21 protein-coding genes are annotated in these 24190 nt (G+C 59.5%); 12 read left to right on the top strand and 9 right to left on the bottom strand.

Annotated elements, in window-relative coordinates:
- The first annotated feature begins 74 nt into the window (after positions 1-74).
- A complete protein-coding gene (locus I1969_RS00865; RefSeq protein WP_195232112.1) occupies positions 75-1667 on the top strand; it encodes a hypothetical protein in 1593 nt (530 codons plus the stop codon).
- Positions 1668-1722: 55 nt separating this feature from the next.
- On the top strand, positions 1723-2628 hold the full coding sequence (locus tag I1969_RS00860; protein WP_195232111.1) for a hypothetical protein: 906 nt from the start codon (positions 1723-1725) through the stop codon (positions 2626-2628).
- Here I1969_RS00860 and I1969_RS00855 read toward each other — a convergent pair.
- Complete coding sequence (locus I1969_RS00855; protein WP_227790077.1) at positions 2625-3050, bottom strand: hypothetical protein; 426 nt, start codon at positions 3048-3050, stop codon at positions 2625-2627. The genes I1969_RS00860 and I1969_RS00855 overlap by 4 nt on opposite strands.
- Positions 3043-4548, bottom strand: a complete 1506-nt coding sequence (locus tag I1969_RS00850; RefSeq protein WP_195232110.1) for a Y-family DNA polymerase — start codon at positions 4546-4548, stop codon at positions 3043-3045. The genes I1969_RS00855 and I1969_RS00850 overlap by 8 nt, the downstream gene beginning before the upstream one ends.
- 223 nt (positions 4549-4771) lie before the next feature.
- Here I1969_RS00850 and I1969_RS00845 point away from each other — a divergent pair, with 223 nt between their 5' ends.
- Positions 4772-5296 (top strand): iron-containing alcohol dehydrogenase, encoded by a 525-nt coding sequence (locus I1969_RS00845; RefSeq protein ID WP_195232109.1) that lies wholly within the window; start codon positions 4772-4774, stop codon positions 5294-5296.
- Between the two features lie 199 nt (positions 5297-5495).
- Positions 5496-7190 carry a glucose-6-phosphate isomerase gene (gene pgi, locus I1969_RS00840; protein WP_022094430.1) on the top strand — a complete coding sequence of 565 codons (1695 nt, stop codon included), beginning with the start codon at positions 5496-5498 and terminating at the stop codon, positions 7188-7190.
- A gap of 142 nt (positions 7191-7332) precedes the next feature.
- On the opposite strand, the gene I1969_RS00835 is transcribed toward pgi, so the two are convergent.
- The 3 genes from I1969_RS00835 to I1969_RS00825 all read right to left on the bottom strand — a co-directional run bounded on the left by I1969_RS00835 (position 7333) and on the right by I1969_RS00825 (position 10201).
- Complete coding sequence (locus I1969_RS00835; RefSeq protein WP_195232108.1) at positions 7333-8637, bottom strand: VirD4-like conjugal transfer protein, CD1115 family; 1305 nt, start codon at positions 8635-8637, stop codon at positions 7333-7335.
- Positions 8630-9247, bottom strand: coding sequence for an ATP-dependent Clp protease proteolytic subunit (locus I1969_RS00830; RefSeq protein WP_195232107.1), 618 nt, complete (start codon positions 9245-9247; stop codon positions 8630-8632). The genes I1969_RS00835 and I1969_RS00830 overlap by 8 nt, the downstream gene beginning before the upstream one ends.
- A 63-nt stretch (positions 9248-9310) precedes the next feature.
- Positions 9311-10201, bottom strand: a complete 891-nt coding sequence (locus tag I1969_RS00825; RefSeq protein ID WP_195232106.1) for a hypothetical protein — start codon at positions 10199-10201, stop codon at positions 9311-9313.
- 775 nt (positions 10202-10976) lie between these two features.
- On the opposite strand from I1969_RS00825, the gene deoC reads away from it, so the two are divergent.
- The 4 genes from deoC (at position 10977) to I1969_RS00805 (ending at position 14290) form a co-directional block, all read left to right on the top strand.
- A complete protein-coding gene (deoC, locus tag I1969_RS00820; protein WP_195232105.1) occupies positions 10977-11651 on the top strand; it encodes a deoxyribose-phosphate aldolase in 675 nt (224 codons plus the stop codon).
- A gap of 149 nt (positions 11652-11800) precedes the next feature.
- Positions 11801-12643: a Cof-type HAD-IIB family hydrolase gene (locus I1969_RS00815; RefSeq protein WP_195232104.1), complete on the top strand. Its 843-nt coding sequence runs from the start codon at positions 11801-11803 to the stop codon at positions 12641-12643.
- Between the two features lie 63 nt (positions 12644-12706).
- A complete protein-coding gene (locus tag I1969_RS00810; protein ID WP_324248642.1) occupies positions 12707-13366 on the top strand; it encodes an HAD family hydrolase in 660 nt (219 codons plus the stop codon).
- A gap of 60 nt (positions 13367-13426) precedes the next feature.
- A complete protein-coding gene (locus I1969_RS00805) occupies positions 13427-14290 on the top strand; it encodes a PfkB family carbohydrate kinase (protein WP_195232102.1) in 864 nt (287 codons plus the stop codon).
- A gap of 278 nt (positions 14291-14568) precedes the next feature.
- Here the strand turns inward: I1969_RS00805 and I1969_RS00800 are convergent, their stop codons facing one another.
- Entirely contained in the window at positions 14569-15351 is a 783-nt protein-coding gene (locus I1969_RS00800; RefSeq protein ID WP_195232101.1) for a TatD family hydrolase, read from the bottom strand.
- A gap of 14 nt (positions 15352-15365) precedes the next feature.
- Positions 15366-16160 carry a tRNA threonylcarbamoyladenosine dehydratase gene (locus I1969_RS00795; protein ID WP_117794489.1) on the bottom strand — a complete coding sequence of 265 codons (795 nt, stop codon included), beginning with the start codon at positions 16158-16160 and terminating at the stop codon, positions 15366-15368.
- Positions 16161-16460: 300 nt separating this feature from the next.
- Here I1969_RS00795 and I1969_RS00790 point away from each other — a divergent pair, with 300 nt between their 5' ends.
- The 3 genes from I1969_RS00790 to ettA all read left to right on the top strand — a co-directional run bounded on the left by I1969_RS00790 (position 16461) and on the right by ettA (position 19293).
- Positions 16461-16739, top strand: coding sequence for an autorepressor SdpR family transcription factor (locus tag I1969_RS00790; RefSeq protein ID WP_195232100.1), 279 nt, complete (start codon positions 16461-16463; stop codon positions 16737-16739).
- Complete coding sequence (locus tag I1969_RS00785) at positions 16732-17436, top strand: SdpI family protein (RefSeq protein WP_195232099.1); 705 nt, start codon at positions 16732-16734, stop codon at positions 17434-17436. Before I1969_RS00790 ends, I1969_RS00785 begins: the two co-directional genes overlap by 8 nt.
- A 177-nt stretch (positions 17437-17613) precedes the next feature.
- A complete protein-coding gene (ettA, locus tag I1969_RS00780) occupies positions 17614-19293 on the top strand; it encodes an energy-dependent translational throttle protein EttA (RefSeq protein WP_117763769.1) in 1680 nt (559 codons plus the stop codon).
- Between the two features lie 221 nt (positions 19294-19514).
- On the opposite strand, the gene I1969_RS00775 is transcribed toward ettA, so the two are convergent.
- Both I1969_RS00775 and I1969_RS00770 read right to left on the bottom strand, forming a co-directional pair.
- On the bottom strand, positions 19515-20822 hold the full coding sequence (locus tag I1969_RS00775; RefSeq protein WP_195232098.1) for a hypothetical protein: 1308 nt from the start codon (positions 20820-20822) through the stop codon (positions 19515-19517).
- A 136-nt stretch (positions 20823-20958) separates the two neighbouring features.
- Positions 20959-21909 carry a hypothetical protein gene (locus tag I1969_RS00770; RefSeq protein ID WP_195232097.1) on the bottom strand — a complete coding sequence of 317 codons (951 nt, stop codon included), beginning with the start codon at positions 21907-21909 and terminating at the stop codon, positions 20959-20961.
- Between the two features lie 203 nt (positions 21910-22112).
- Here I1969_RS00770 and I1969_RS00765 point away from each other — a divergent pair, with 203 nt between their 5' ends.
- Positions 22113-24092, top strand: a complete 1980-nt coding sequence (locus tag I1969_RS00765) for an NAD(+) synthase (RefSeq protein WP_229028175.1) — start codon at positions 22113-22115, stop codon at positions 24090-24092.
- Positions 24093-24190: the final 98 nt, after the last annotated feature.

Below are 24190 nucleotides of genomic sequence, written 5' to 3'. Positions count from 1 at the left end.
CAGATTGCAATTAACCGTGGACAGAAATGAAGAATGCTAAAACTGGGCTTTAGGACAGGGGAGGCTATAACCTTATGAGACGAGTGGGAACACTTGGCTTGGTGGCAGCGCTTGCCGCTATCTTGGTATCGCCGCTGCCGGCGCACGCCGAAGACGCATCGGGTGCCGTTACCTACAATGCGGGAAATGGGTATTCCTTTGAGAAGCTCTCGCATCCTACGGTAGGAACGTCGCAGCCGGATGGCATCGTCGACTACCAGGGTAACGGTGCCGTTGCCGTTCCGGGCGCCGATGGTAATACGGCCAACAACGAAGGCGATCGCGGCCAGAGCTACACTTGGGCGGCTGCGAGCTATGGTGACTGGCTTTATGTGGGCACCTGCTATGCGGCGATGGGCAACACGCTGACGCTCATGAACAGCACGCTGGGCGATTCCTTTGATGTCGAAACCATGCGCCTGACGCTGGAGGCCATGTTTAACGGTACCTTCTTCTATGGACAGCAGAAGGAGGACGGCACGGCCGACAAGGACAGCGGCGGCATCTTGGTCAAGATCAATACCAAGACCGGTGAGACCAAGCTGCTACTCTCTGAATCGCTCAACGGCGTCGCTCCTTTGTTCCGCAATGCCGTGAGCTATAAGGGTAAGCTCTATTTCTGCGGCAGCGTCAGGACCAATGACGGCAAAGGCGGCCTGCCTGCTGTATACGAGATCGATCCTAAGACGGATGAGTACAAAGTTGTCTATCAGGGCCTTTCGAGCATGCAGGATTACGGTGCTGCCTACAAGCAGGGCATTTCTACCGGTATCCGCGGCATGTGCGTCCATGATGGCCAGCTCGTCATCAGTAATGTGGGTAAAGACGCGAACGGTAATTTTGTGTCGACAATCCTGACGTCGTCTGACCCCTCGAAGGGCCAGGACAGCTTCACCGAGATTGCCAACTCGGAGACGCTGTTTGGCTATCCGGCGATTCGCTATCAGGACAGCATCTACGGCGGCGCCATTTGGGATATGGTCTCGTACAATGGCCATCTCTATGCGACCATCTGCACCGGTACGCCCGAGAACGCTCCCGATGATAATTCCATGCAGTCGTTTGCCATGGTCCGTGGCGACAAGAATGCCGACGGCAGCTATTCGTGGACTCCCATTGTCGGCGATCAGAAGACGGACGGTGCAAAGTACTGCTTTGGCATCGATCCTGCCCGTACCCGTTCTGGCGCTGCCAACCTCATCGTCTACAACGACTACCTCTATATCGGTGAATACAACGACGAGGAGATTGCCCTCGAGCGCATCCTGTTCAACAAATCCAACACCGAAGAGGGCGGCAAGAGCAGCATGGGTGGCGTTGACTGCTCGTTTGTGAATGCCAATCTTGAGCAGTCGGTTAACATCTATCGCATGGACAAGGACGAGAACATGGAGCTCGTCGTTGGCGATCGCACCGACATGTTCCCCGAGGGCGGTATTTCCGGCCTGACTTCGGGCTTTGGCCGAAACGAGAACCAGTACATTTGGCGCATGCAGAAGTTCGACGGCAAGCTGTATATCGGTACCTTTGATACCGCGAGCCTGCTTGAGCCGATCGGCCAGTTCTCCAATGGCGACATTATCGATATGACGCCCGAGGAAGTGGGACTCTCAGGTTCAGCGCCTTAGGGACCTGCTCAATCACCTGCTCGACAAGAAATCGCCTGACGACCCCATCGTTCCCGTGAACACGCTTGCGGACGATGATTCAAACGAGGCCGTCGAGGTCGATGATTCGAACGAAGCTGCTGAGGTTGATGATTCAAACAAGGCCGTCGATGTCGATGACGAGAAGACCGAGGTTGCTAAGGGCTTTGGCGATCTGAGCGATGCGCTGGAGGATGCCGCGGGCGGTCTTTGCGATCAGGCCGCGACGATGTCCCAGGACTTTGAGGACGACGCCGCTTATGTCCAGAAGATCGATGGCGAGATCGCGTACTTCAAGTCCTTTGCCGACCAGTATCAGGACATGCTCGATAGCTATGAGAGCCTTAAGCAGCAGTACGAGGATGCCTATGGCACCGAGCTGCCGAGCGATATTCAGGATGCGCTCGATAAGCTGCTGAGCGAGGAGAACCTCAAGAAGTTGCAGAGTGTCCTTACGTGCATGTGTTACCTGCGCGATGCCGAGCGCGGCTTTGATATGTATGTGACCGAGGACGGCGTGAACTTTACGACGCTGACGACCAATGGCTTTAACGATCCGTATAACCATGGTCTGCGCACCTTTGCGGTGACCAACCAGGGTCTGTGCCTTGGTACCGCCAACCCGTTCTATGGTTGCCAGGTCTGGATCCAGCGCAAGGAGAATTCGGAGAATCCGGTTGATCCCGGTACTCCGGATCCGACGGAACCCACCGATCCTTCGCAGCCGGGTGGCGGCGATCAGCCTGGCGGCAGCCAGACGGGTGGCAACGACCAGTCGAGCAGCACCACGACCACCGTCACGACGACCGCTAAGAAGACTCCGAAGGACGGCTCGCTGCCTCGCGCTGGCGACTCGACCCTCACGCTGGTCTTGGGATTGCTGGTTGCAGCTGCCGCAGTGCTTGGCATTGCTCTCGTCTTGCGCAAGCGTTCTCGTCGCTAGGCTCGTCCGCGTAGCTCAATGTCCTGGATATCGTCGAAGTTGATGGCGATATCCCTGAGTTTGAGCAGCTTGAATGCGGGTAACGCTTCGTCGAGAATGCCCGTGCGGCTACGATAGCCGTACGTATCGTAATAGGTGACGCGCACCAAGTCGCCGCGTTTGAGGCCCTCGAGCTTTTGCGAAAGCTCGAGGGCTTTTTCTTCCGTGAGCTCACGTTTTTGCTCGACGGTGATTTCCTGCTTGCGCACGAGTTCGTAGTATCCCGTGAGGGCGGCAAAGGGCATAAACTGTGCGGCGCGGTTGGCGCGCACGGCACCGTTGGCAGTGAGGTTGGGGTCGGCTGCGCGGCGTCTGCCCTCGGGGTCCGCCAGGCGCTCGAAGGCGGTCGGCGGGCGCATGGGCTGTTGTTTGGGTTTAGGCACGGTGTCCTCCAACTTGATCGTTGCGCTCGCGCGCGGTGGCGCCGGCGGTAAAGCTTAATCCCTTGACGAGCGCGTTCTTGCCGTACTTGCCTTTCACGGCCAGGACGGCGCGCGCCAGGTCGCGCTCGCGCTCATCGGTCTCGATATCGCTGAACAGATCGATGGTGGCAAATTCCTCGGGCACAAGATTGCTAAAGCCCAGGTTGATGCGCTTGACCGGTCGTTTGGGATCGACAGTCTGCGCCCAGAGCTCATCGAAATAGCCCATGATCTTCTTAAACGAATTGGTACGCTCGGGCAGCTTGCGCGAGGCGTTGGAGTGCGCAAAGAGCGCGGCATAGCCACCACGCGGTTTGCCACCATGCTCTCCCACAAAGATGCCATCGATTGCCTGCGCTTCGCGCACCAGGCGGCGCCGTTCGTCATCGCGCTGGACGGGCTTGGGAGCACGGGGCGCGAGCTCGGGGCCGGCGGTTGCGGTGGGTTCGATGCTCGACGTACTCGAGCGCAGGTGTCCGCATCCGTCCACATATTGTGCAGTACCGCTGGCATCAAGCCTGCGTATGTCGGCGCGCTCGCTCGCGTAGCCCACAAAGAGCGAGATGCTGTCGCAGACCACGTGCTTATCGATCAAGTCCAACACGGCGTTGTCGACCATCTCGCGCAAGACGGTGTAGGCCTGCTCGTAGGCATAGCCCTTCGAGAGCACCTGTCCTGTGGTGGTCGAAGTTGCTTGCGGGCGATAGGCTTGGATATCGGCGATGGTTGTCGGCTCGCGTCCGAAGGCGTGGTCGATGAGATACTCGGCATTGACGCCGAGCTCGTCGTAAAGCAGGTTTTCGTCGAGCGCCGCGACGCCCATCAGATCGTAGACGCCGTATTTTTCGAGTCGTGCTGCCACGCCGGGGCCGATGCCCCAGATATCGGTGATGGGACGATGGGGCCAGATTTCCTTGCGAAAGGTCTCATCGTCGAGTATGCCGATGCGGCTGGGTACGTGCTTGGCGGTGATATCGAGTGCAACTTTGGCCTGGAATAGGTTGGGGCCGATGCCGACCGTCGCCGTGATGCCGGTGCGCGCCAGGACCTCGTCGCGCAACATGCAGGCGAAGCCTTCCGCGTCGGTGTGATAGAGGTCCAGATAGGGTGTCACGTCGATAAAGCACTCGTCAATTGAGTAGACGTGAACGTCTTGCGGACTGACGTATTCCAGGTAGATACCGTAGATCTGCGCCGACACCTCCATGTAGTGCTGCATGCGCGGTACGGCCTTGATGTAGTCGATGCCGTCGGGAATCTCGAATAGGCGGCAGCGGTTGTGAATACCTAAGTCCTTCATGGCCTGCGTGATGGCGAGGCAGATGGTCGTGCGTCCGCGCGATTCGTCGGCAACGACTAGGTTGGTGGTGAGCGGATCGAGCCCACGGTCGACGCACTCGACGCTGGCATAAAACGTCTTGAGGTCGATGCAGATATAGGTGTGCTGCTCGTGCGCCATCCGTGTCCCCCCATCAAACACATGTTCTTATCGAATATCTGTTCGATAATACCCGCTCGTCCGGACATCGTCAAAACCTGTTCCTTTTTGCCAGGTATAGTCGTGCAACTGCATCGGGTTTTAACGCAGCTCTAAAGAGTGCGAAACAGCTCGGAAAACCTTGCTTCGTAGCATGAGCCTAACGATTGATACCGCCTATGCGCACGGAAGGGTTGTGGGAAAGATGGTCAATTATGGGTTTGGTATGCCGACGCGCTTGGTTGCGGATGGGGATGTGGCTCGCTGGTGCGGGCGATTGGTTGCCCACTACGCTGGCACCAAGGCACTGGTCGTGTTGGGCGGTGACAAGCATACGCGCGATGAGCTTGTCTCGGCGGCACTTGGTTCGCTCGCTCGAGCCCTACTCGAGCGTGTGCTTTTCCGCTGCGGCTCGTTTGAGGGCGACGGGGGAGACGAACTGGTCGACGAAGCCGTGGCCCTGGCGACCGACGAAGGCGTGGACTTTGTCCTGGCGATTGGCGATGCCGATGCTGCCGGCTTTGCGCGCGAACTCGCGCGTCGCATGGCGGCGCTCGATGCCGGCGAAGATGGTTTTGTCCCTTATGGATGCATTGTCTCGGAGGGCAAGGTGCCTGCTGTCGTGGGCACCGGCGAGGTTCCCGTTTTTGCCATTATCGCGCCCGAACTGCTGGAGGGCATCGGGTCTCCTCTGCGTGAGTTGCTCGGTAGCGTCTGCGCCGTGGCCTAATATTTGCCATAAAGGGATGGGTTATTTTTGGTTGGTAAAGCGTTTGACCTGCCAAAATAAGCCTGTCTCTTTTTGATCGGTTGCCGTTTGGGGGCCGATTGGCAACGCTCGCTGATTGTAGTCTTGACCTGCGCTAGAATAGTGGCATCTGAATGTCCGGGCGCATGGAGGCGTGCGCCCGTATGCTGAGGAGGACTCTATGGCAACTGTTGCCGCACCTATCGATGCTACGTCGACTGCCGCTTGGAAGGCACTCGAGGCCCATCAGGAGAAGCTCGAGGCCGAAGGTATCGACCTCAAGGCCTGGTTCGCTGCTGACGCCGACCGCGTGAACAAGCTGAGCTTTGACGCCGGTGACCTGCACTTCGATCTGTCGAAGAACCTGGTGACCGATGAGACCGTCAAGCTGCTGTGCGATCTTGCTCGCGAGGTGAAGCTCGAGGAGCGCCGCGACGCCATGTTCTCTGGCGAGCACATCAACACCACCGAGGACCGCGCTGTCCTGCACACCGCGCTGCGCCGCCCGGCAAGCGAGAAGGGCCAGCTCATCGTCGACGGCCAGGACGTCGTCGCCGACGTGCACCAGGTCCTCGATCGCATGTATGCCTTCGCCGAGCGCGTGCGCTCCGGTGAGTGGAAGGGCGTTACCGGCAAGAAGATCGAGCACCTGGTGTCCATCGGCATCGGCGGCTCCGATCTGGGCCCGGTCATGGCCTACGAGGCCCTGCGTCCCTATGCCGACGCCGGTATCGACTGCCGCTACATCTCCAACATCGATCCCAACGATCAGGCCGAGAAGCTCAAGGGCCTGGATCCCGAGACCACGCTCGTGATCATCGTCTCCAAGACCTTCACCACGCTCGAGACCCTCACCAACGCCCGCGAAGTCAAGACCTGGATGCTCGAGCAGCTCAAGGCTCAGGGCGCCATCGACGGCTCCGATGAGCAGAACGCCGAGGCCGTGGCAAAGCACTTCGTCGCCGTCTCCACCGCACTCGAGAAGGTCGAGGCCTTCGGTATCGACCCCGCCAACGCCTTCGGTTTCTGGAGCTGGGTTGGCGGCCGCTATTCCGTTGACTCCGCCGTGGGCCTGTCGCTGATCGTCGTGCTCGGCCCCGAGCGCTTCCAACAGTTCCTCGAGGGCTTCCACGCCATCGACGAGTACTTCTGCAACACGCCGCTCGAGAACAATGCCGTCGCGCTGATGGGCCTGCTCAACGTCTGGTACGTCAACTTCTTCGGTTCCAAGAGCCACGCCGTGCTGCCGTACTGCCAGTACCTGCACCGTTTCCCGGCCTACCTGCAGCAGCTCACCATGGAGTCCAACGGCAAGCACGTCCGCTGGGACGGCAGCGCCGTGACCTCCGATACCGGTGAGATCTTCTGGGGCGAGCCCGGCACCAACGGCCAGCACGCCTTCTACCAGCTGCTGCACCAGGGCACTGTGGTGGTTCCGGCCGACTTTATCGCTTTCGCCAACACTGCCAACCCTGCGACCGACAGCGGTCAGGACGTGCACGAGCTGTTCCTGGGCAACTTCCTGGCCCAGACCAAGGCGCTCGCCTTTGGCAAGACGGCCGACGAGGTGCGCGCCGAGGGCACGCCCGAGCAGATCGTCCCGGCCCGCTGCTTTGAGGGCAACCGCCCGACGACCTCGATCTTCGGCGACACGTTGACCCCGTTCGCGCTCGGCGAGCTCATCGCCCTGTACGAGCACATTACGTTTGTCGAGGGCACGGTCTGGGGCATCGACTCCTACGACCAGTGGGGCGTCGAGCTGGGCAAGCAGCTTGCCAAGCAGATCACCCCGGCCTTCCACGACGACGCCGCCAAGGCCGAGCAGGACGCTTCGACCCAGGCGCTCATCGAGTTCTATCGCGCGCATCGCAAGTAGTCGCTGCTGTTAACGTATCGCGCCTTATAGTCAGGGGCCCGTATCCTATCGGATGCGGGCCCCTTTGCTTTTGCCGTGGTCCCGGGGCGCACGGCCTTTGTGGAACATCGCCGGGGCGTCGCGCGCTGCGAGAACCCTGCGCCTAGATCTCGGCCTCCGCATGGCCTCGCTGCGCCTCGGGCAGCTCCCCGTAGAGCGGATGGTCTTCGAGCCTAAAGCGCTCGACCTGTTCGGGAGTGCGACCGCGTACAAAGAGCCACGAGCGATCGATCGGCGTCGCCATGAGCGTGCTGGGCAGCGCGTCGGCGCGGTCGGAAAACACCCGGGCACTCTCGGGATCCTGGAACGCCAGCACCAGATGCGTGTCGCAGTTGCCCATGATGGAGCGTGCGCGTGCCTCGCCATAGAGCGCATCGAGCTGGTTGGTCGACTGCAGCAGCAGCGTTGCCCAGATGTTGCGGCTTCGGATAATCGAGAGCACGTTGTCGATCTGGGGGATCTGCAGATTTGCGAAGTCATCGAGCATAAAGCGCACGGGCACGGGCAGGCTGCCGTCGGGCTGCCTATCGGCCTCACGAATGAGGCCCATAAACGCCTGCGAAATAAAGAGGCCGGTCAGCGGATCGAGATTGCGGTCAATATCGCTCACGGTTACAAACAGGGCGCAGGGGGTGTGTCCCATGGAAGCGAAGTCCACCTGATGGCACTCACGATAGAGCTGTGCCGCACCGTCGAATCCCAGACACATGACCTTTTCGGCAAGGATGCCGACGATGCTCGCGTGCATGCGCTCGGCATTTTGCGTAATGGCGTAGCGCCGCCATAGCGAGAGGGCATAGCTTTTGGGGTCGGTCGTGATCAGGTCGTCAAACAATCGACCCGTGGCACCGTCCTGCAGGTGCTCGATCAGCTTGATGACCGAGCTGATCGTCTGCTCGTCGGCGGGTAGCTGTTCGGTGACGTAGGCGATAAGACACGACAGCAGGTTTGCCGCCGCATGATCCCAAAAAGGCTGGTTGTTGTCCTCGATGGGGCAGATGGCCTTTGCCACCGAGAGGATGTCCTGCTGGTTGGGCCTGCCGTCCGCCTTGCGGCGAATGTGCCTCAGGGGGTTGTAACCGCAGCGCTCGATGCCGGGCGCAAGGGCCGGGACGGTGTTGAGGTCGGCGAAGTTGAGACATTGCACGCGGTAACCGTGGGCTGCCAGCACGGGTCCCACTTCGCGACAGAGCGTGCCTTTGGTGTCGAGCACGATGTAGCTTGCGTTCATTTGCAGCAGGTTGGGCTTGAGGACGTTTCGGGTCTTGCCGGCTCCCGAGGGGCCGATCACAAGTGCGTTGTTGTTGAGTTCCGTTTGGCGGGTGTCGCAGGAAAGCGTTCGATCCTTGGCGAGGATGGTGGACGATGCGGACTCAGATGCGGCGAGGCGGCTGGTGAGGTTAGACATGGGCGACCTCCTTGGTGGTCGAGAGGATTTCGTGGGCAAAGCCGAGCTCGACGGCGCGCTCGGCCGAAAGGTAGGTGTCTTTTGCAGTGAGGGACTGGATGCGCTTGGGCGTGAGGCCGCTGCGGTCCGAGAGGATTTGCGTGAGGGTCTTGCGGGTCTGCATGAGACGCCGGCTGGTTTCCTGCAGCGCAAGTGCCGAGCCGCCTGCCCCCTGGGGGATCAGCGGGTCGTGAATCATGAGCTCTGCATGGGGCGCCATACGGCGATCGTCGCCGCCCATAAAAATCACGGCGCCCATGGACGCGGCGAATTCCAGGCAGACGGTGCGGATGGGGCACGATGCGAGGCGCATGGCGTCATAGATCGCAAGACCCGATCGCACGCTTCCGCCGGCGCTGGCGACAAATATGGTGATGGGGCGGCTGGGGTCGGTGGCATCGAGCAGGCGGATCTGCTGGCATAGGTCGTGGGCCATCGGGATTTCGATGTTTCCCATGACGGAGAGCTCGCGACGGGCGAGCATCTCATCGTAAATGCTGGTGAGCGTGATACCTCGGGCGGATTCACGCATGGTGAGGGGGCTGATGATGGGGGAATGATTGGTGTCCATGAGGACTCCTTTCTGTTGGTTGTGTTGTGGAATAGGATTGTTGCCCGCGGAGGGGCTGGCGGGCTACAGGGTTCGTCCGAGCCTGAGATCGAGCTCGGTTGTGGGGCAGACTGCCTGTTCGTGCGGCTCGCAAGCGCCAAGGGCTCCAAAGCGATAGAGCGTTGCGGCGGGCGTGGTGTAGGCGAGCCGCAGCTGATGCTCGACAGGGGCACATCCGTCATTTTTGTAATGAGCCGCGTAGTACTGCGCGATGCTGGCGTTCATCTCGCTGCCATTGCGATGGCGCTCAAACTGGCGTCTGCAGGTCTCGATGATCTTTGCTACCGACTTGGGTGCCGTCGCGGGAACAAGGGCGAGATAGCCCTCAAATAGCTCGTTGATGCTCAGGAGGCACAGCAGGTCGATTAGCGTCCTTATGGCTGTTCCCTCGGCAGAAAAATGCGCGGTCATGCGGTTATATCGGTTGCGGTCGACGATGGCCGCATGGGGTCTTGGAGTTTTCTGCCCCGTGGTTCCGGGCTTTTGCCGCGCCTGTGTATTGAGCTCGACGTTGCAGCGCTTGAGGCCGTCCAACGGAAGGAACAGTGCGGTGCGCAGGGTGTTCCGCTTGCTTTCGAGTTCATGACGCTCGTCGGGTTCCCATTCGAGCTTGAGTTTCGTGTCAAGCGCCGTAAGCATATGGGCTAGGCAGCCTACGGTAAGAACGTACGAATCGTTGTCGCGTTTTGGGGCATAGGGGTCTGTCAGCTTGCGAATGTCGGGGTCGCCCATGATCTTTGTGCAGCGCTTCAGCAGTTGAGGGTGGTCGGCCAAGATCGTCGCGAGCGGTAGCGACGCGTAGTTCTTGATGGTCGCGGCGGCAAAGGCGGCGTCATATTCGTTTGCATATGCTCGCTCAATGCGGGTATCCAGAATGCTTTTCTTATCGCCGTCTTCAGCGTGGTGGTTTGTCATAGCTTCTCCAATCGGTTGATGTTCGTGCTGTTTGTTGATGTGTTGGTTGTCGTGAGTGATGTGCTTGCCGTGGGTGATGTGCTGACGTTGGGGTGCTATGCGGTTTTCAATGAGCCCGTGAGGCAGTTGCTGCAGGGGCGGGATGGAACGGCCCATGCAAGGCGGAAGGCATCGTGCTCAAAATCGAGACAGCAATGCCCCGGGTGCCTCACATGTGGCAGTTACCTCATTAAGTTGTCATTGCGTTTGGGGCTGTACTTTGCCGATCTTCTTTCTCTTACACGCTAAAAACTGAAACTTCATATGCTCGATCTACTTAAAACCGCAACGGCGGTCTTTTATCAACTTATATGTCGGAACGCGTCTTTGCAAGTACTTTTTTGCCTTTGTTTCAAATGGGGTGGTTTTGCAACCGTCACGCGCCACGCTATGCGAACGTGCCCCGGCTCGGATAAGATGGTGCGATCGAGTTCTACCGCGCTCACCGCAAGTGGTCTTTGCTGCTGAGATAGGTCATGGCCGAAAGGGGCCCGTATCCCAACAGATACGGGCCCCTTGCTATTTAAATGGGCATGAGGGTGTATTGAGGGGGGGGATGTCTTGCTGTCGGCATCCGCGTGCGGTGCCATTCACTGTCTGTAAATATACGTTTACAGCTAATTTCATACCACTTGTCGGAATGCGGACGCTGTCCTTGCATGCCGGGCGTACATTGAACGTGGTTTTTCGCGTGAAACCACGAATCGGTTGTCAGTCCTGAACAAGGAGGCCCAGCATGACGCTTACCAAATCCATCAACAAATACATCGACTATATCGATGCCCCCGAGGACACGTTTGAGCAATATGTCGAGAAGGCGTTAAAGTACAACTTTCGCTGCGTATTTGCGAACCTGCAGGAGTACGAGACGGGCCGCGCCATGCTCGAGGACTCTGACATCATCCTTGCCGGCGCTATCGACTTTCCCCAGGGCACTATGACGCTTGAGGAGAAGCTTGCGAGGTTTGAGGAATACGCTGCGTGTGGCTTTACCGAGATTGACTACGTTTTGAATCAGGAGTCGGTTGAGAACCGCGATTTTGATGCCATCGAGCGCGAGATGACTACCATTGCTGATTTTTGTCGCGCGCATGGCATCACTGACAAGGTGATCGTCGAGATGTGCAAACTGGACGGCGACGACGCCGCCAAGCGCCGTGTATGCGAGATCGCGCTGGAGGCCAAGCCGGGATTCCTTAAGACATCGACTGGCAGAAGCTTTGGCGGTGCTAAGCTCGAGGACGTGCGGCTGATGCACGAGGTGCTCGGCGATGCCGTGGCAATCAAGGCGGCGGGCGGTATCCATAATTACGAAGAGGCTTGCGCATTCATCGAGGCCGGCGCCAGCGCGTTAGGTGCATCGGCGGGCATCGCGATCGTCGAGGGCGCACCGACGGATGAGCGTCGCTAGCAGACGTATTTGACCTGAACGATAAAGCTTCACGACCACACGCCGTTCATGTTCGAGACAATATGACTTTTTGCCCGTTGTAAACGGAGTCGCGATGGGTGTTCTGTATGATGGCTCAGACAAGGTTGTTCAATGACAGGGAGGCATATATGGCAATCAAAGCCATCGCGATGGATATCGACGGTACGCTCACCAACGATCAGAAAGTGATTAGCCCGCGTACGCGCGAGAAGCTGCTCGCGGCGCAGGAGTCGGGCATTAAGCTCATTTTGGCTTCGGGCCGTCCCGCATGGGGGCTCCACGCCTTGGCGCAGGAGCTCGACCTCCAAAACCATGACGGTCTGCTAGTTGCCTTTAACGGCGCACACGTCGTCGATGCCCAGACCGACGAGGTGCTGTTCGATCAGGCTATGCCTGCCGACGAATTGCATCGCCTGATTGATCACCTGCGTAATTTTGACGTGATCCCTATGATTTCGCTCGGTCGCGATTTGCACGTCGAGGACTCGTACCGCTGCATGATCACGCTGCCTGACGGCTCGCAGAAAAACATCGTCAAATACGAGCGCGATGCGTGCGATCTTAAGATCCGCGAGGTCGAGAGCCTGCATGAGGTCGCTGATGCTTATCCCGTGGACAAGCTGCTGACGGCGGGCGATCCGGCCTACCTGCAGGCGCATTACGAGGAGATGTATGCGCCCTTTAAGCAGACGCTTTCGGGCATGTTTACGGCCGACTGGTACTTTGAGTACACGGCGCACGGTATCGACAAAGCCCGTGCGCTCGAGGGTGCCCTGCCCAAACTCGGCATCGATGCCAGCGAGGTCGTATCGTTTGGCGACGGCCAGAACGACAAGTCCATGATTGAGTGGGCCGGCACCGGTGTTGCCATGGGTAACGCCGTCGATGAGGTTAAGGCTGTGGCCCAGATGGTGACCGCCGATAACAACGAAGATGGTATTGCAATGGCGCTGGATAAGCTGCTGGGTTAGAATCGCCGATAATGCATGGTTTGGGCGCCTGCTTGCAGGCGCCCTTTTGTTAGGGAGGGTGCCGTGTCCGCATTTCCGTTCGACGCCGTTATCTTTGACATGGACGGCGTCATTGTCGATACCGAGTATTACTACCTGGGCGAGACTGCCGCGTTTGCCAAGGAGCTTGGGCTTAATCTGACTCAAGAGGAGTTGAATGGGCAGGTCGGTACCTCGCATCAGTTCTTCCTGCATATGCTGGTCGATTGGTTTGAGCGCGCCGGTAAGGGGCACTTCACTGGCGAGGAAGCGTTGGCCCGTTGGGACGAGTGGGCGCATGAGCGTCCGCGCGACTATCAGGCTTTGATTAACCCAGGCGCCGTGGATACGATTCGAGAGCTGCCGCGCCGTGGCGTTCGCGTGGCGCTTGCCAGCTCGTCTCCCATGGTTAGCATCGAGGAAGTGCTCAACGCATGCGGGCTGTCGGATGCCTTTGAGTATGTGGTGAGCGGCGAGCAGTTTAAGGAGAGTAAACCCGAGCCCGACATCTACCTGCATGCGCTAGACCTGCTGGGGCTGCCCGCGAATCGCTGCTGCTGCGTTGAGGATTCCGTTCCGGGCATTACCGCGGGTAAGCGAGCCGGCCTGACGGTTATTGCCAAGCGCGAGGAGCGCTTTGGCTTTAGCCAGGATGCCGCGGACAAGATTATCGACCAGCTGCCGGAGCTGCTGGAACTCGCGTAGATTCTGGGCGGTACTGCTGTCACAACAGTGGTTCCGTTGGCATAAGAGAGAGGCGGCGTCATGGCATTTAACGTGAGCGCACTGGGGTTTGGCGACAACGTCGTCGACTGCTACGAGCATATCCACACAATGTATCCGGGTGGCAATGCGGTGAACTTTGCCGTGTATGCCAAGAAGTGCGGCGCCGCGCGCTCCGCGTATATGGGCATCCTTGGTAATGACGCTGCTGCTGAGCATGTGATTGCGAGTCTTGAGGATGAGGACGTTGAGCTTGCCAAGTGCAAGCAGCTCATCGGCGAGAACGGTGCGGCACGCGTGACCGTCGTTAACGGCGACCGTGTTTTCCTTGGCTCCAATGAGGGCGGCATCCGTGGTGATGCGCGCTATGTGCTCGATCGCTTTGACCTTGCGTACGTGAAGCAGTTCGACGTAGTCCACTCGGGCAACTATTGCTTTACCGAGCGTGAACTTCCCAAGTTGAAGGCCGCGGGCATCACGGTTTCGTTTGACTTCTCGGACGATTCGACCGACGAGTACTACGAGCAGATTGCTCCCTACGTTGACTTCGCGTTCTTTAGCGCGGCAGACGCCGCGAGTGAGGATGAGATTCGCGAGCGTCTGGCATGGGTGAGGAGCCTAGGTCCGCGTTTCGTATCGGCAACGGCTGGCGCTGAGGGCTGCATTGCCTATGATGGCGATCGTTATTACCGCCAACTGGCTAAGCCGGTAACGGATATGAAGGACACCATGGGTGCGGGCGACTCATTCCTGACTTCGTTCCTGATGTGTTATCTCGATTCCGTCAAGCGTGGCGAGGATGGTGCCGAGGCCATCGAGCGTGCACTCGACTTTGCGGCGGGGTTTGCTTCGACCGTATGCGGCATGGAAGGCTCCTGGGGCCATGGAGTGCCGATTTCCGAATAGGTGAGCAGTCCCGGGGAGTCGAATTGTCGCCCCCCGGGACTCCATGGACAAATAATGCTAAATATGAGTACTGTCACTAATTTAGTAACAGCGAAATTAAGCTATTGAGGGCCTAGTTGGGTGTCTGCGAGTGATTAAAACCTGCTAAAAATGACTTTAACCACCTTAAAGTGCCTTGATAATGGATAGCTGTACATTATCAAGGCACTATTTTGCCGTAAAATAATGTGACTGGATTTGCAACAGTACTCATATTTGGCATTTTTTGCCCACCGGGGCTAGCGAAGGTCAAAAACAGAGTGCGCATTTGCTAAAACTGCCGACTCGATGCACTCTGCGTCGCGGTTTTTGAGTGAGACGATGCGTTCTGAGGTCCATGTGAGCGATCTGATAAGCGACTGTGCGCTTGTTTCGGTGTTTGCCTCCGCCGGCGCATCGGTCTCGAGCAGTAAACGATCGAGTGGGATCTGTCGGGCGTATTCGCGACCGCGCTTGGTGGCGAGCATCCGCTCGTTCACGGAAAAATAACAGCCCGCATTACGCGCGCGGACGAGTTCGTCCGAAGTACCGCTAAACCAGTGGAAGATGATAGCGGGGGAGTCGGGGTTTGGGATGAGTAGTCCATGCGATTCGAGGACGTCCAGTACGGCTCCTGCCGAACGAACGTCGTGAATTGATATCACACGCCCGGTAAGAGGATGTTGCGCGAGAGCCTCGCAGAGCCGGTCAAGTGCCTGTGTTTGCAGCGGCTCGCTTCCGGCAAAGCGCGCAGAAAAGTCGAGTCCCACCTCGCCGATGTAGCGCTCTTGGGCTGCAACTTCGCAAAGCAGATTGATTTCGGCAGGACCGCAGCGACCGTCGGCAAGCCACCAGGGGTGAAGCCCAATGCCGGCGATGATGCTTGGTTGGCGATGGGCGCGCTCGTTTGCGGCCGAAAAGTCACGTGGATCGACGCCGCAATCAAATAGGCCCAAGCCCAGTGCCGTCGCCTCATCGGCAACGGCGTCCGGGTGAGCCATCAAATCAAGATGGCAGTGTGCATCAAATAACCGGGGCTCCATCTCGGCGCACTCCGCTAGTCCAGGCGTTGGCCGTCGGCGCGCACACGCTCGGTGCCGCGTCCACTGATCTGGCGGATAACCTCGCCGGCAATCATCTGACCCATGATGGGCGGCATAAAACTAGCGGTACCCAACTCGGTACGCTCGTGGATGTTGGACGGGTCGCGGGGTTGGGTCTTAACCGATTCCTCGCAGCTAAACAGCACGTGCAGACTCTTGATTCCGCGCTTCTTACATTCTTTGCGCATGATGCGGCTCATGGGGTCACGTACCGTATCGAAAATGTCGGCAAAGCGGAGGCACTCGGGATGGAGCTTGTTGGCCCCGCCCATGGAGCTAACCAAACGAATGTCGTGGTCCTGAGCATATTTGGCAATGGTGAGCTTGGCCGAGATGGTGTCGATGGCGTCGACGACGTAGTCGAGCTTGCCGTCCGTCTGCTCCAAAACGCTCGCGAAGAACTCGTCGATGTTGTCGCTCAGCAGGTATTCGGTGCGTTTGATAACGGTGGCGGTGGGATTGATGTCGTGGATCATGGCTTCCATAACATCGACCTTGCGCTTGCCGATGGTGCTGTGAAAGGCGATAGCCTGGCGATTGATATTGCTGGGCGCGACGATGTCCTTGTCCAGAATGACGAAATGACCAATGCCGCCGCGGGCGAGTGCCTCGCAGCAGTTGGAGCCCACGCCTCCGCAGCCGAGCACCAACACCGTAGCATCGGCGAGCTTATCGAGTGCCTCGCGGCCCATGATGATCTCGAGCTTGGTGTCGCGTGTCTCGACGAGAGCGGCAGCGGTTTCGGTCATAGACATCCTCCGATGGGGAAGCGAATCGTGTTTTAGCTATCGCCATTATAGGTGTTATCGCGATTCCATTTGAGCCCTTGGGCTTGTTGAAATGGGATCGGGGTTCGCATAAGATTGAAGCAGATGGCACCCGTTGCAGCGGGTTGGCCAACTCTAAAACACGTTTGTAGCGTGAGAAGTGGCCGTCTTCGCATTACGCGGAGGCGGCTATTTTTTTTGAGTACAAGATTAGATAGTTAGACAAACATCTAAATATCGAGTATAGTGTGCGCGTCATGAGAGATGATGAGAGGAGGTCTTATGCCGGGAGAGGGTTTTAAGGCGCTTGACGATCCTACGCGGCGGCGCATTTTGGAACTACTGCACGAGGGCAATTGTACGGCCGGAGAGCTTGCCGAGCATTTTGACATCAGTAAGCCGTCACTGAGCCATCACTTGGCGACGCTCAAAAACGCCGGGTTGGTGACCGATGAGCGCCATGGCCAAAACATCGTATACAGCTTAAACACCACCGTCATGCAGGATTTAATTGGCTGGTTTATGGGCTTTACAAACACGGAAGGTGATAAGGATGAATAACGAAAACAAGGGCATTCACCCCACGGGGGTATCGTCGCGCGTGTGGATTGCGCTGGTCGCTCTGTGCGTCGCCAATGTCGTAGCGCACCTCATGGTGATGCCGAGCTTGCCGGCGCAGATTCCCACGCACTGGGGCGCGAACGGCGCCGTCGACGGTTGGGGTCCTAGCTGGATGGCCTCCGCGCTCGGCGTGCTGCCTCTGGCGCTTCTCGCAATGTTCTGTGTGGTGCCGCGCATCGACCCCAAAGGTGAGGCATATCGAACCTCGGGCAAGTTCTACCAGGGCTTCGTAATCGCCTTCACCTTGTTCATGTGCGCGATAAGCTGGCTGGGAGAGCTTACGGTCTGGGGCGTGGTGCCGGCGGTCGGTTCGGTTAACGTGCTGATTTCCGGTGTTGTCGGTTTGCTGTTCATCGGCGTAGGCAACTACTTGCCGCGTGTGAAGCAGAACCATACGCTCGGTATCAAGACACCCTGGGCGCTTGCCGATCCCGAGAACTGGCGCCGTACGCAGCGTTTTGGCGGCGCCTGCTTTATGGTGCTGGGTATTGGCCTGATTGCGATGGGCGTGGCAGGCAGCGTGCTTTCGAGTGAAGTCGTCGCCGCGGTGATTGCGGTTCTGGCGTTTGGTTCGGTCGGAGCCGTCTACGTCTACTCGTATCTGCTGTGGCGCAAATCGCAGCGGGCCGTTCGCTAAGGTTGCGGAAAACTAGCGTACGCAGTTCATAGTATGTTCCGGGGGACTTTTCCCAGGTAGTATTAGGGGGTGTGGGCAACCATGCCCCTTTTTATTAGAACGCGTGGACTGCCTCTCCGCTTTTTCCAAAACGGAGAGGGGGAGAAGATTTCCGCAGCTAGATAAGGAGAAATGACTGTGGCGGAGTTCATTTATCAGATGTATCAGGCTCGCAAGGCCCATGGCGACAAGGTAATCCTTGACGACGTGACCCTGAGCTTCTACCCCGGTGCCAAGATCGGCGTCGTGGGCCCCAACGGTATGGGCAAGTCGACCCTGCTCAAGATCATGGCCGGCATCGAGGAGGTCTCCAACGGTGATGCCAAGCTCACCCCCGGCTACACCGTGGGCATCCTGCAGCAGGAGCCGCCGCTCGACGACGACAAGACCGTCATCGAGAACGTGCGCATGGCGTTTGGCGACATGATCGCCAAGGTCGATCGCTTCAACAAGATCGGCGAGGAGATGTGCGATCCGGACTGCGACATGGACGCCCTCATGGCCGAGATGGGAAAGCTCCAGGACGAGATTGACGCCGCCGACGGCTGGGATATCGATTCCAAGCTCGGCCAGGCCATGGACGCCCTGCAGCTGCCCGATTCCGACATGCCGGTCAACGTGCTCTCCGGCGGCGAGCGCCGTCGCGTGGCCCTGTGCAAGCTGCTGCTCGAGGCTCCCGACCTGCTGCTGCTCGACGAGCCCACCAACCACCTGGACGCCGAGTCGATCCTGTGGCTCGAGCACTTCCTGCACAACTACCAGGGCGCGGTGCTTGCCGTCACACACGATCGCTACTTCCTGGATAACGTTGCCGAGTGGATCTGCGAGGTCGACCGCGGCCACCTCTATCCCTACAAGGGCAACTACTCCACGTATCTGGAGACCAAGGCCGCGCGTATCGAGGCACAGGGCAACCGCGACGCCAAGCTCGCCAAGCGCATGGAGGCTGAGCTCGAGTGGGTACGCAGCTCGCCCAAGGCTCGCCAGGCCAAGAACAAGGCCCGTCTGGCTCGCTATGAGGAGATGGAGGCCGAGGCGCGCGCAAGCCAGAAGCTCGACTGGACCGATATCCGCATTCCCGTCGGGCCGCGTCTGGGCAACAAGGTTCTCGAGGCCCATCATCTGCACAAGGAGTTCGATGGCCGCGTGCTCATCGACGACCTTTCGTTCACCCTGCCGCGCAACGGCATCGTGGGCGTCATCGGCCCCAACGGCGTCGGTAAGACCACGCTGTTCAAGACGATTGTGGGTCTGGAGCCGCTGACTTCGGGCGAGCTCGAGGTGGGCGAGACCGTCAAGATCTCCTATGTCGATCAGAACCGTTCCGGCATCGACCCCGATAAGAACCTGTGGGAGGTCGTCTCGGATGGCCTGGACCACATGATGGTCGGCGAGACCGAGGTCCCCAGCCGCGCGTACGTGGCGAGCTTTGGCTTTAAGGGCCAGGACCAGCAGAAGCGCGCCGGCGTGCTCTCCGGCGGCGAGCGTAACCGTCTGAACTTGGCGCTTACGCTCAAGCAGGGCGGCAACCTGCTGCTCCTCGACGAGCCCACGAACGACCTCGACGTCGAGACGCTGTCCTCGCTCGAGGCGGCGCTGCTCGAGTTCCCGGGCTGCTCGGTGGTCATTAGCCACGACCGTATGTTCCTGGACCGCGTTGCCACGCACATCCTGGCGTGGGAGGGCACCGACGAGAACCCGGGCAACTGGTATTGGTTTGAGGGCAACTTCGAGGCCTATCAGGCCAACCGTATCGAGCGCCTGGGCGAGGACGCAGCCCAGCCGCATCGTATCCACCGCAAGCTGACGCGTGACTAATTTGTTACGCGGTTTTACCAAACCGCGTAACTGCTCGACGCTGCGCGGGCCGCAAGCACCCCATCTTGCCGTTCAAACCGTCGCTCGCGTACCGAAGTACGCGTCGCTCCTCTTTCACGGCAACCTGGGGCACTTGCGGCCCGCTCGCTGTTGGTCACGAAACATCGATGAATGCTAATAAAAACGGCTCAAATCCGGGTTTGGATTTGAGCCGTTTGTCGTTACTGCTCGGGTTCTTCGACTTTGTCGATGGCCCAGGCGGCTCCGAGACCGCCGGTGGTGTTGCGGCGGATGCGCACGGTGACTTCGTGGCGCTCGCCGGCCTGCGTGTAGCGCAGGGGGAAGATTGCGCGGTTTCGCGCGGCCTCGATGGTACCGCGCTCGCGGGCGATCCAGTAGTACTCGCCGACAATGCCGAGGGCGCCGTCGCCGTAGGGGAGATAGGTCGACAACTGGTGCAGAAGCGGACCGGGGCAGAAGACTTCGGTTGCGAAATCGATGGGGAAGTCCTCGGGGATGGCGGGCGCTACGGGTGCGGGGGTTGGGGCCGCTACGGGTACCGAAGCCGGTGCCGGTGAGGGAATTCGGTCGCAAGCAGAGGCGGGCACGGATTCGATGAAGGGTGCGGGCTCCGGCGTCGCTTCCGGCTTGATCGTGGAATCTGCGGGCTCCTCGGTGACGGGCGCGTCTACAGCTGCGGTTTCAACCTTAACCTGCGTTGCGTTCTCGTTCTCGACGCTCGACTTTGCCTCGATGGGCGTGGATGCCATGGTGGTGATGCCGGCGTTGGCGTTCTCGGGGTCATAGACGACCGTGAGCGAGATGGCGGGCTGCGGCGTCTCGGGCTCCGGCGTCGACTCAGTAGCGCCTTGCTCGTCGGGCTCGTCGGGCTGATTGTCCTCGGCCTCGTCGCCAAAGACATCGCTGTTTTGGAACGCAGACGTCTCGGGCTGGTCAGCGGCTTCTTCGGTTGTCGACTTGGGAGCCTCGTTGAGCTCGGCAGTGGCTTCCTGCTCGGATATGACTTCGGGGTCGGTCGTGGCGGCGATTTCGGTTTCGGCTTCTGCCGTTACCTCAATAGCGACTTCGATCTCTGCCTCGGGCTCGGGCTCCGGAGCGACTTCGGCCACGGGCTCGGGCTCGGAGCGCTTAACGTGCTTGGGACGCACGGCCTTGAGGTCCTTCTCGCCGCGTTTTTTCTTTTTGTAGGACTGCTTGGCACCCTTGGCAGCCTTGGGCTTGTCCTCGCCCTTGGCAAGGGCGGCATCCCATGCCTCGTTGGCGATGACGGTGGCATACAGGCGACCGCCCTTAAAGACGGTCAGCTTAATGCAGTCATCGAGCTCCTCGAGCAGCTCGCGCGTGGACTCGAAGCCCAGGTCATAAGCGGCCATGTCGCCAGCGGCGAGTGCCTCCTCGACCTGCGTCATAAACGTTTGCTTGCCGCACCCAATCGCATCGCGCAGCAGGCGATACAGATAGATGTGGTTGCCCAGCGATAGCGTGGGCCTAACTATTGTCTTGCTCATGGCAAATCTCCTCTTTACACACGTAAAGCATCTTACCATCGCATAGCGTTCGCCATGGCGGCACCCAAGGCAAACGGGCGCGAACCGCTATCGATTCGCGCCCGTTGTACAGGTTGCCTATCTGGGGATGCAGCGCCTAGTTGCCCGATGTCGTGCCTTGGCTTGAACTGTCAGATGTCGTGCCCGATGTGGTGCCACTCGAATTGCTGTTGTTGCTGTCTGCTGTGCCCGTTCCCGATGTGGTGTCGCTCGTCTGGCCGCCCGTGTTCGGCTGCGAACCGTCAGTCGTTTGGCTTGAGTCGGTCGTGCCGGACGGCGTGCCACTGTTGGACGTAGAGGAATCGGTGCCCTGCGATTGGTTTTGGGTGTTCGAGGACGAATCGGCAGAGGTGGAACTGTCCTGCGTGCCGTCCGTCTGTGCCTGCTGGTCTTGCGACTGGGTGTTGCCATTTGCATCACTCTCCGTCGTGCGCGACGACAGAATCGGCTCGGGGCGCTCGCCCAGACCCTCACCGGCGGTGGTGATAAGGATGGCGCCGGCGCAGGCGATGACCGCGACAATGGCGATGGCGATCGAGAAGACGATGACCTTCTTTTGCGTCTGGCTGCGCTCTGCCGCCGCCTTGGCGCGCAGGCTGTCGGGAGCAACGCGCGCCGTGGTCGCGCGCCCCGCAATCTGGCGCATCTCCTGCGTAGTCGCGGCGCCGCCCAGGTGCTCCTCGGCATTAAACTCAACGGGCTCATAGGCGCCGGCGGGGTAGTCGACGGCGGCGTGCGTACCTTTGAGGGCTTCGGCGCTGGCAGAGATAAAGTGGCGGTAGACCTGCGAGGACACAACGGTGATAACCGAGCTCACGGCGGCACCAATTACTGAACCAGCGATACCAATCTTGGAGGCAAGCGCGACGCTCGTGGCGGCAGCTGCGGCGCCGGCGATGATCTGGGGAATGGAAATGTCGTCGAACAGGCCCTTTTTGGGCGCGATGGCCATGGTCTGTCCGATGGAATGGTTCTCGTGCACGCCGTTGTTGAGCGATGCCGGCGTCATGACGCGCGTGCGCGGCGCGTCGGTGTACTTGGTTGTCATACGGGGTCCTCCCGGTGTAAATCTGCTTCGTTTCGTGTAGCCCTCAGGGTACCCACCAGATGTGAATCGTGCGTGACGTTTAACAGATACCATCAACTCATCAATAGCTCACCAAGTTGGTGGGATGCGGTTACACCCGGCGGTTGAACTACAATAGGGCTTGCTAATTGTTGTGAATGGCGTCTACGCACGGGAGCATTCTTATGAATCTTCACCTTTCTCAGTCTGATGGCTTTTTGCGTGTGGCGGCGGCGTCGCCGCAGATTCGCGTGGTCGATGTCGAGGGCAATGCCGAGGTTGCGTTAGCGGCTGTTCGCGCGGCTGTTGAGCGCGGCGTTCGCGCGCTGGTGCTGCCCGAGCTTAATCTGACTGGCTATACCGCGGCCGATCTGTTCCATAACCGCACGCTGCTGCATGCCTGCGAGGCTGCTTTGGTGCATATCCTCGATGAGACTCGTGAGCTTCCGATTGTCTTTACCATCGGTCTTCCCGTTGCAGTTGCCGAGAATATCTACAACTGCGCCGCCGTGTGCTGCGCGGGCGAGCTTTTGGGCCTCACGGCCAAGAAGTATCTGCCCAACTATGGCGAGTTCTACGAGCGCCGCTGGTTTGCTCCGGCGCCCGCAGATCCCGTGTGGGTCGAGTTTGCCGGTCAGGGTCCGGTTCCGCTGGGTTCGGAGCTTGTCTACCGCTGCTGTGACGAGGGTGCCGAGGATTTGGTGCTCGGTATTGAGGTCTGCGAGGACCTGTGGGTGGCGGCGCCCCCTTCGACCGAGATGGCGCTTGCCGGTGCGACGGTGATCCTCAACCCGTCGGCCTCGGACGAGATTATCGGCAAGGCAGATTACCGACGCAGCCTCATATCCAACCAGAGCGCGCGCCTGTACTGTGCCTATGCCTATGCAGATGCGAGCGAGGGCGAGTCCACGACCGACATGGTCTTTGCGGGCGAGAACCTCGTCTACGAAAACGGATCTAAGCTCGCCGCCACGAAGCTTCTTACCTGCGATATGGCGGTGGCCGATGTCGATCTTGACCGTCTGGTTGCCGAGCGCCGCCGCTCGACGACGTGGACGCGCGCGGACGATGCGCCGGAGGCCACGACCGTTGAATTTTCGTTTGAGGGCGTGCTGACGGACGAACCTGTCCTGCGCGATGCCTGCGACATCGACCGTGTCTTCCCGCGCGCGCCCTTTGTGCCGGCCGACCACGGCGACTTGGCCGAGCGCTGCGAGACGATCCTTGATCTACAGACTGCGGGCCTCAAGACCCGCCTCGCCCACACAGGTACCAAGGCTGCGGTCATCGGCCTTTCGGGCGGCTTGGACTCCACGCTAGCGCTGCTTGTGACCGTGCGTGCCTTCGATGCGCTGGGGCTGCCGCGCACGGGTATCACGGCGGTTTCCATGCCCGGTTTTGGCACGACGCACCGCACTAAGTCCAATGCCGAGTCGCTCGCTCGTGACTTGGGTGTGAGCTTCCGCGAGGTCTCAATCCATGCTGCCGTGGAACAGCACTTTAAGGATATCGAGCATGATCCGGCCGTGCAGGACGTGACCTACGAGAACAGCCAGGCCCGCGAGCGTACGCAGATCCTGATGGATCTGGCCAACCAGGCTGGCGGTTTTGTCATTGGCACGGGCGACCTGTCGGAGCTGGCGCTCGGCTGGGCTACCTATAACGGCGACCACATGAGCATGTACGCCGTCAACGCGAGCGTGCCCAAGACGCTTGTGCGCCATCTGGTGCGCTATGCCGCCGATGTCTTTGGCGGGCGTATTGCCGAGGTCTTGCTCGATATCCTCGATACGCCGGTGTCCCCCGAGCTTCTGCCGCCCACGGGCGATGGCGAGATTGCACAGAGGACCGAGGATTTGGTGGGCCCGTACGAGCTGCACGACTACTTCCTCTACTACCTGCTACGTTTTGGCTTTGAGCCGGGCAAGATCTACCACATGGCGCTCAAGAGCTTTGAGGGCGTCTACGATGTCAAGACCGTCCACACGTGGCTACGTACGTTCTACCGCCGCTTCTTTGCCCAGCAGTTTAAGCGCAGCTGCCTGCCCGATGGTCCCAAGGTGGGATCGGTGACGCTCAGCCCGCGCGGCGATTGGCGTATGCCGAGTGACGCTAGCTCGTGTCTGTGGCTTGCGCAGATCGACGCGCTCAATCCAGTTGACTAAGGTTGGCTAAATTGAACCAATACGGGGGTTGCAAGCGTTACACTTTTGCAATCTGATGGCCCGTATCGCGCGGCGCTCTTGTCGGAGCGCCGCGTTTT

It is taken from the genome of Collinsella aerofaciens (assembly GCF_015548375.1).
Taxonomy (GTDB): Bacteria; Actinomycetota; Coriobacteriia; order Coriobacteriales; family Coriobacteriaceae; genus Collinsella; species Collinsella aerofaciens_AB.
The sequence above is the reverse complement of the archived record's forward strand: the minus strand, read 5'-3'. Positions and strand labels throughout refer to the sequence as shown.

Coding starts and splice junctions, on each gene's coding strand:
- I1969_RS00835 (WP_195232108.1), bottom strand. CDS start 8,637: ATGTCTAACCTCACCAGCCGCCTCGCCGCATCTGAGTCCGCATCGTCC.
- I1969_RS00795 (WP_117794489.1), bottom strand. CDS start 16,160: ATGACCGAAACCGCTGCCGCTCTCGTCGAGACACGCGACACCAAGCTC.
- pgi (WP_022094430.1), top strand. CDS start 5,496: ATGGCAACTGTTGCCGCACCTATCGATGCTACGTCGACTGCCGCTTGG.
- I1969_RS00770 (WP_195232097.1), bottom strand. CDS start 21,909: ATGACAACCAAGTACACCGACGCGCCGCGCACGCGCGTCATGACGCCG.
- I1969_RS00785 (WP_195232099.1), top strand. CDS start 16,732: ATGAATAACGAAAACAAGGGCATTCACCCCACGGGGGTATCGTCGCGC.
- I1969_RS00800 (WP_195232101.1), bottom strand. CDS start 15,351: ATGGAGCCCCGGTTATTTGATGCACACTGCCATCTTGATTTGATGGCT.
- I1969_RS00775 (WP_195232098.1), bottom strand. CDS start 20,822: ATGAGCAAGACAATAGTTAGGCCCACGCTATCGCTGGGCAACCACATC.
- I1969_RS00790 (WP_195232100.1), top strand. CDS start 16,461: ATGCCGGGAGAGGGTTTTAAGGCGCTTGACGATCCTACGCGGCGGCGC.
- I1969_RS00850 (WP_195232110.1), bottom strand. CDS start 4,548: ATGGCGCACGAGCAGCACACCTATATCTGCATCGACCTCAAGACGTTT.
- I1969_RS00845 (WP_195232109.1), top strand. CDS start 4,772: ATGGTCAATTATGGGTTTGGTATGCCGACGCGCTTGGTTGCGGATGGG.
- I1969_RS00815 (WP_195232104.1), top strand. CDS start 11,801: ATGGCAATCAAAGCCATCGCGATGGATATCGACGGTACGCTCACCAAC.
- I1969_RS00805 (WP_195232102.1), top strand. CDS start 13,427: ATGGCATTTAACGTGAGCGCACTGGGGTTTGGCGACAACGTCGTCGAC.
- deoC (WP_195232105.1), top strand. CDS start 10,977: ATGACGCTTACCAAATCCATCAACAAATACATCGACTATATCGATGCC.
- I1969_RS00765 (WP_229028175.1), top strand. CDS start 22,113: ATGAATCTTCACCTTTCTCAGTCTGATGGCTTTTTGCGTGTGGCGGCG.
- I1969_RS00830 (WP_195232107.1), bottom strand. CDS start 9,247: ATGGACACCAATCATTCCCCCATCATCAGCCCCCTCACCATGCGTGAA.
- I1969_RS00825 (WP_195232106.1), bottom strand. CDS start 10,201: ATGACAAACCACCACGCTGAAGACGGCGATAAGAAAAGCATTCTGGAT.
- I1969_RS00865 (WP_195232112.1), top strand. CDS start 75: ATGAGACGAGTGGGAACACTTGGCTTGGTGGCAGCGCTTGCCGCTATC.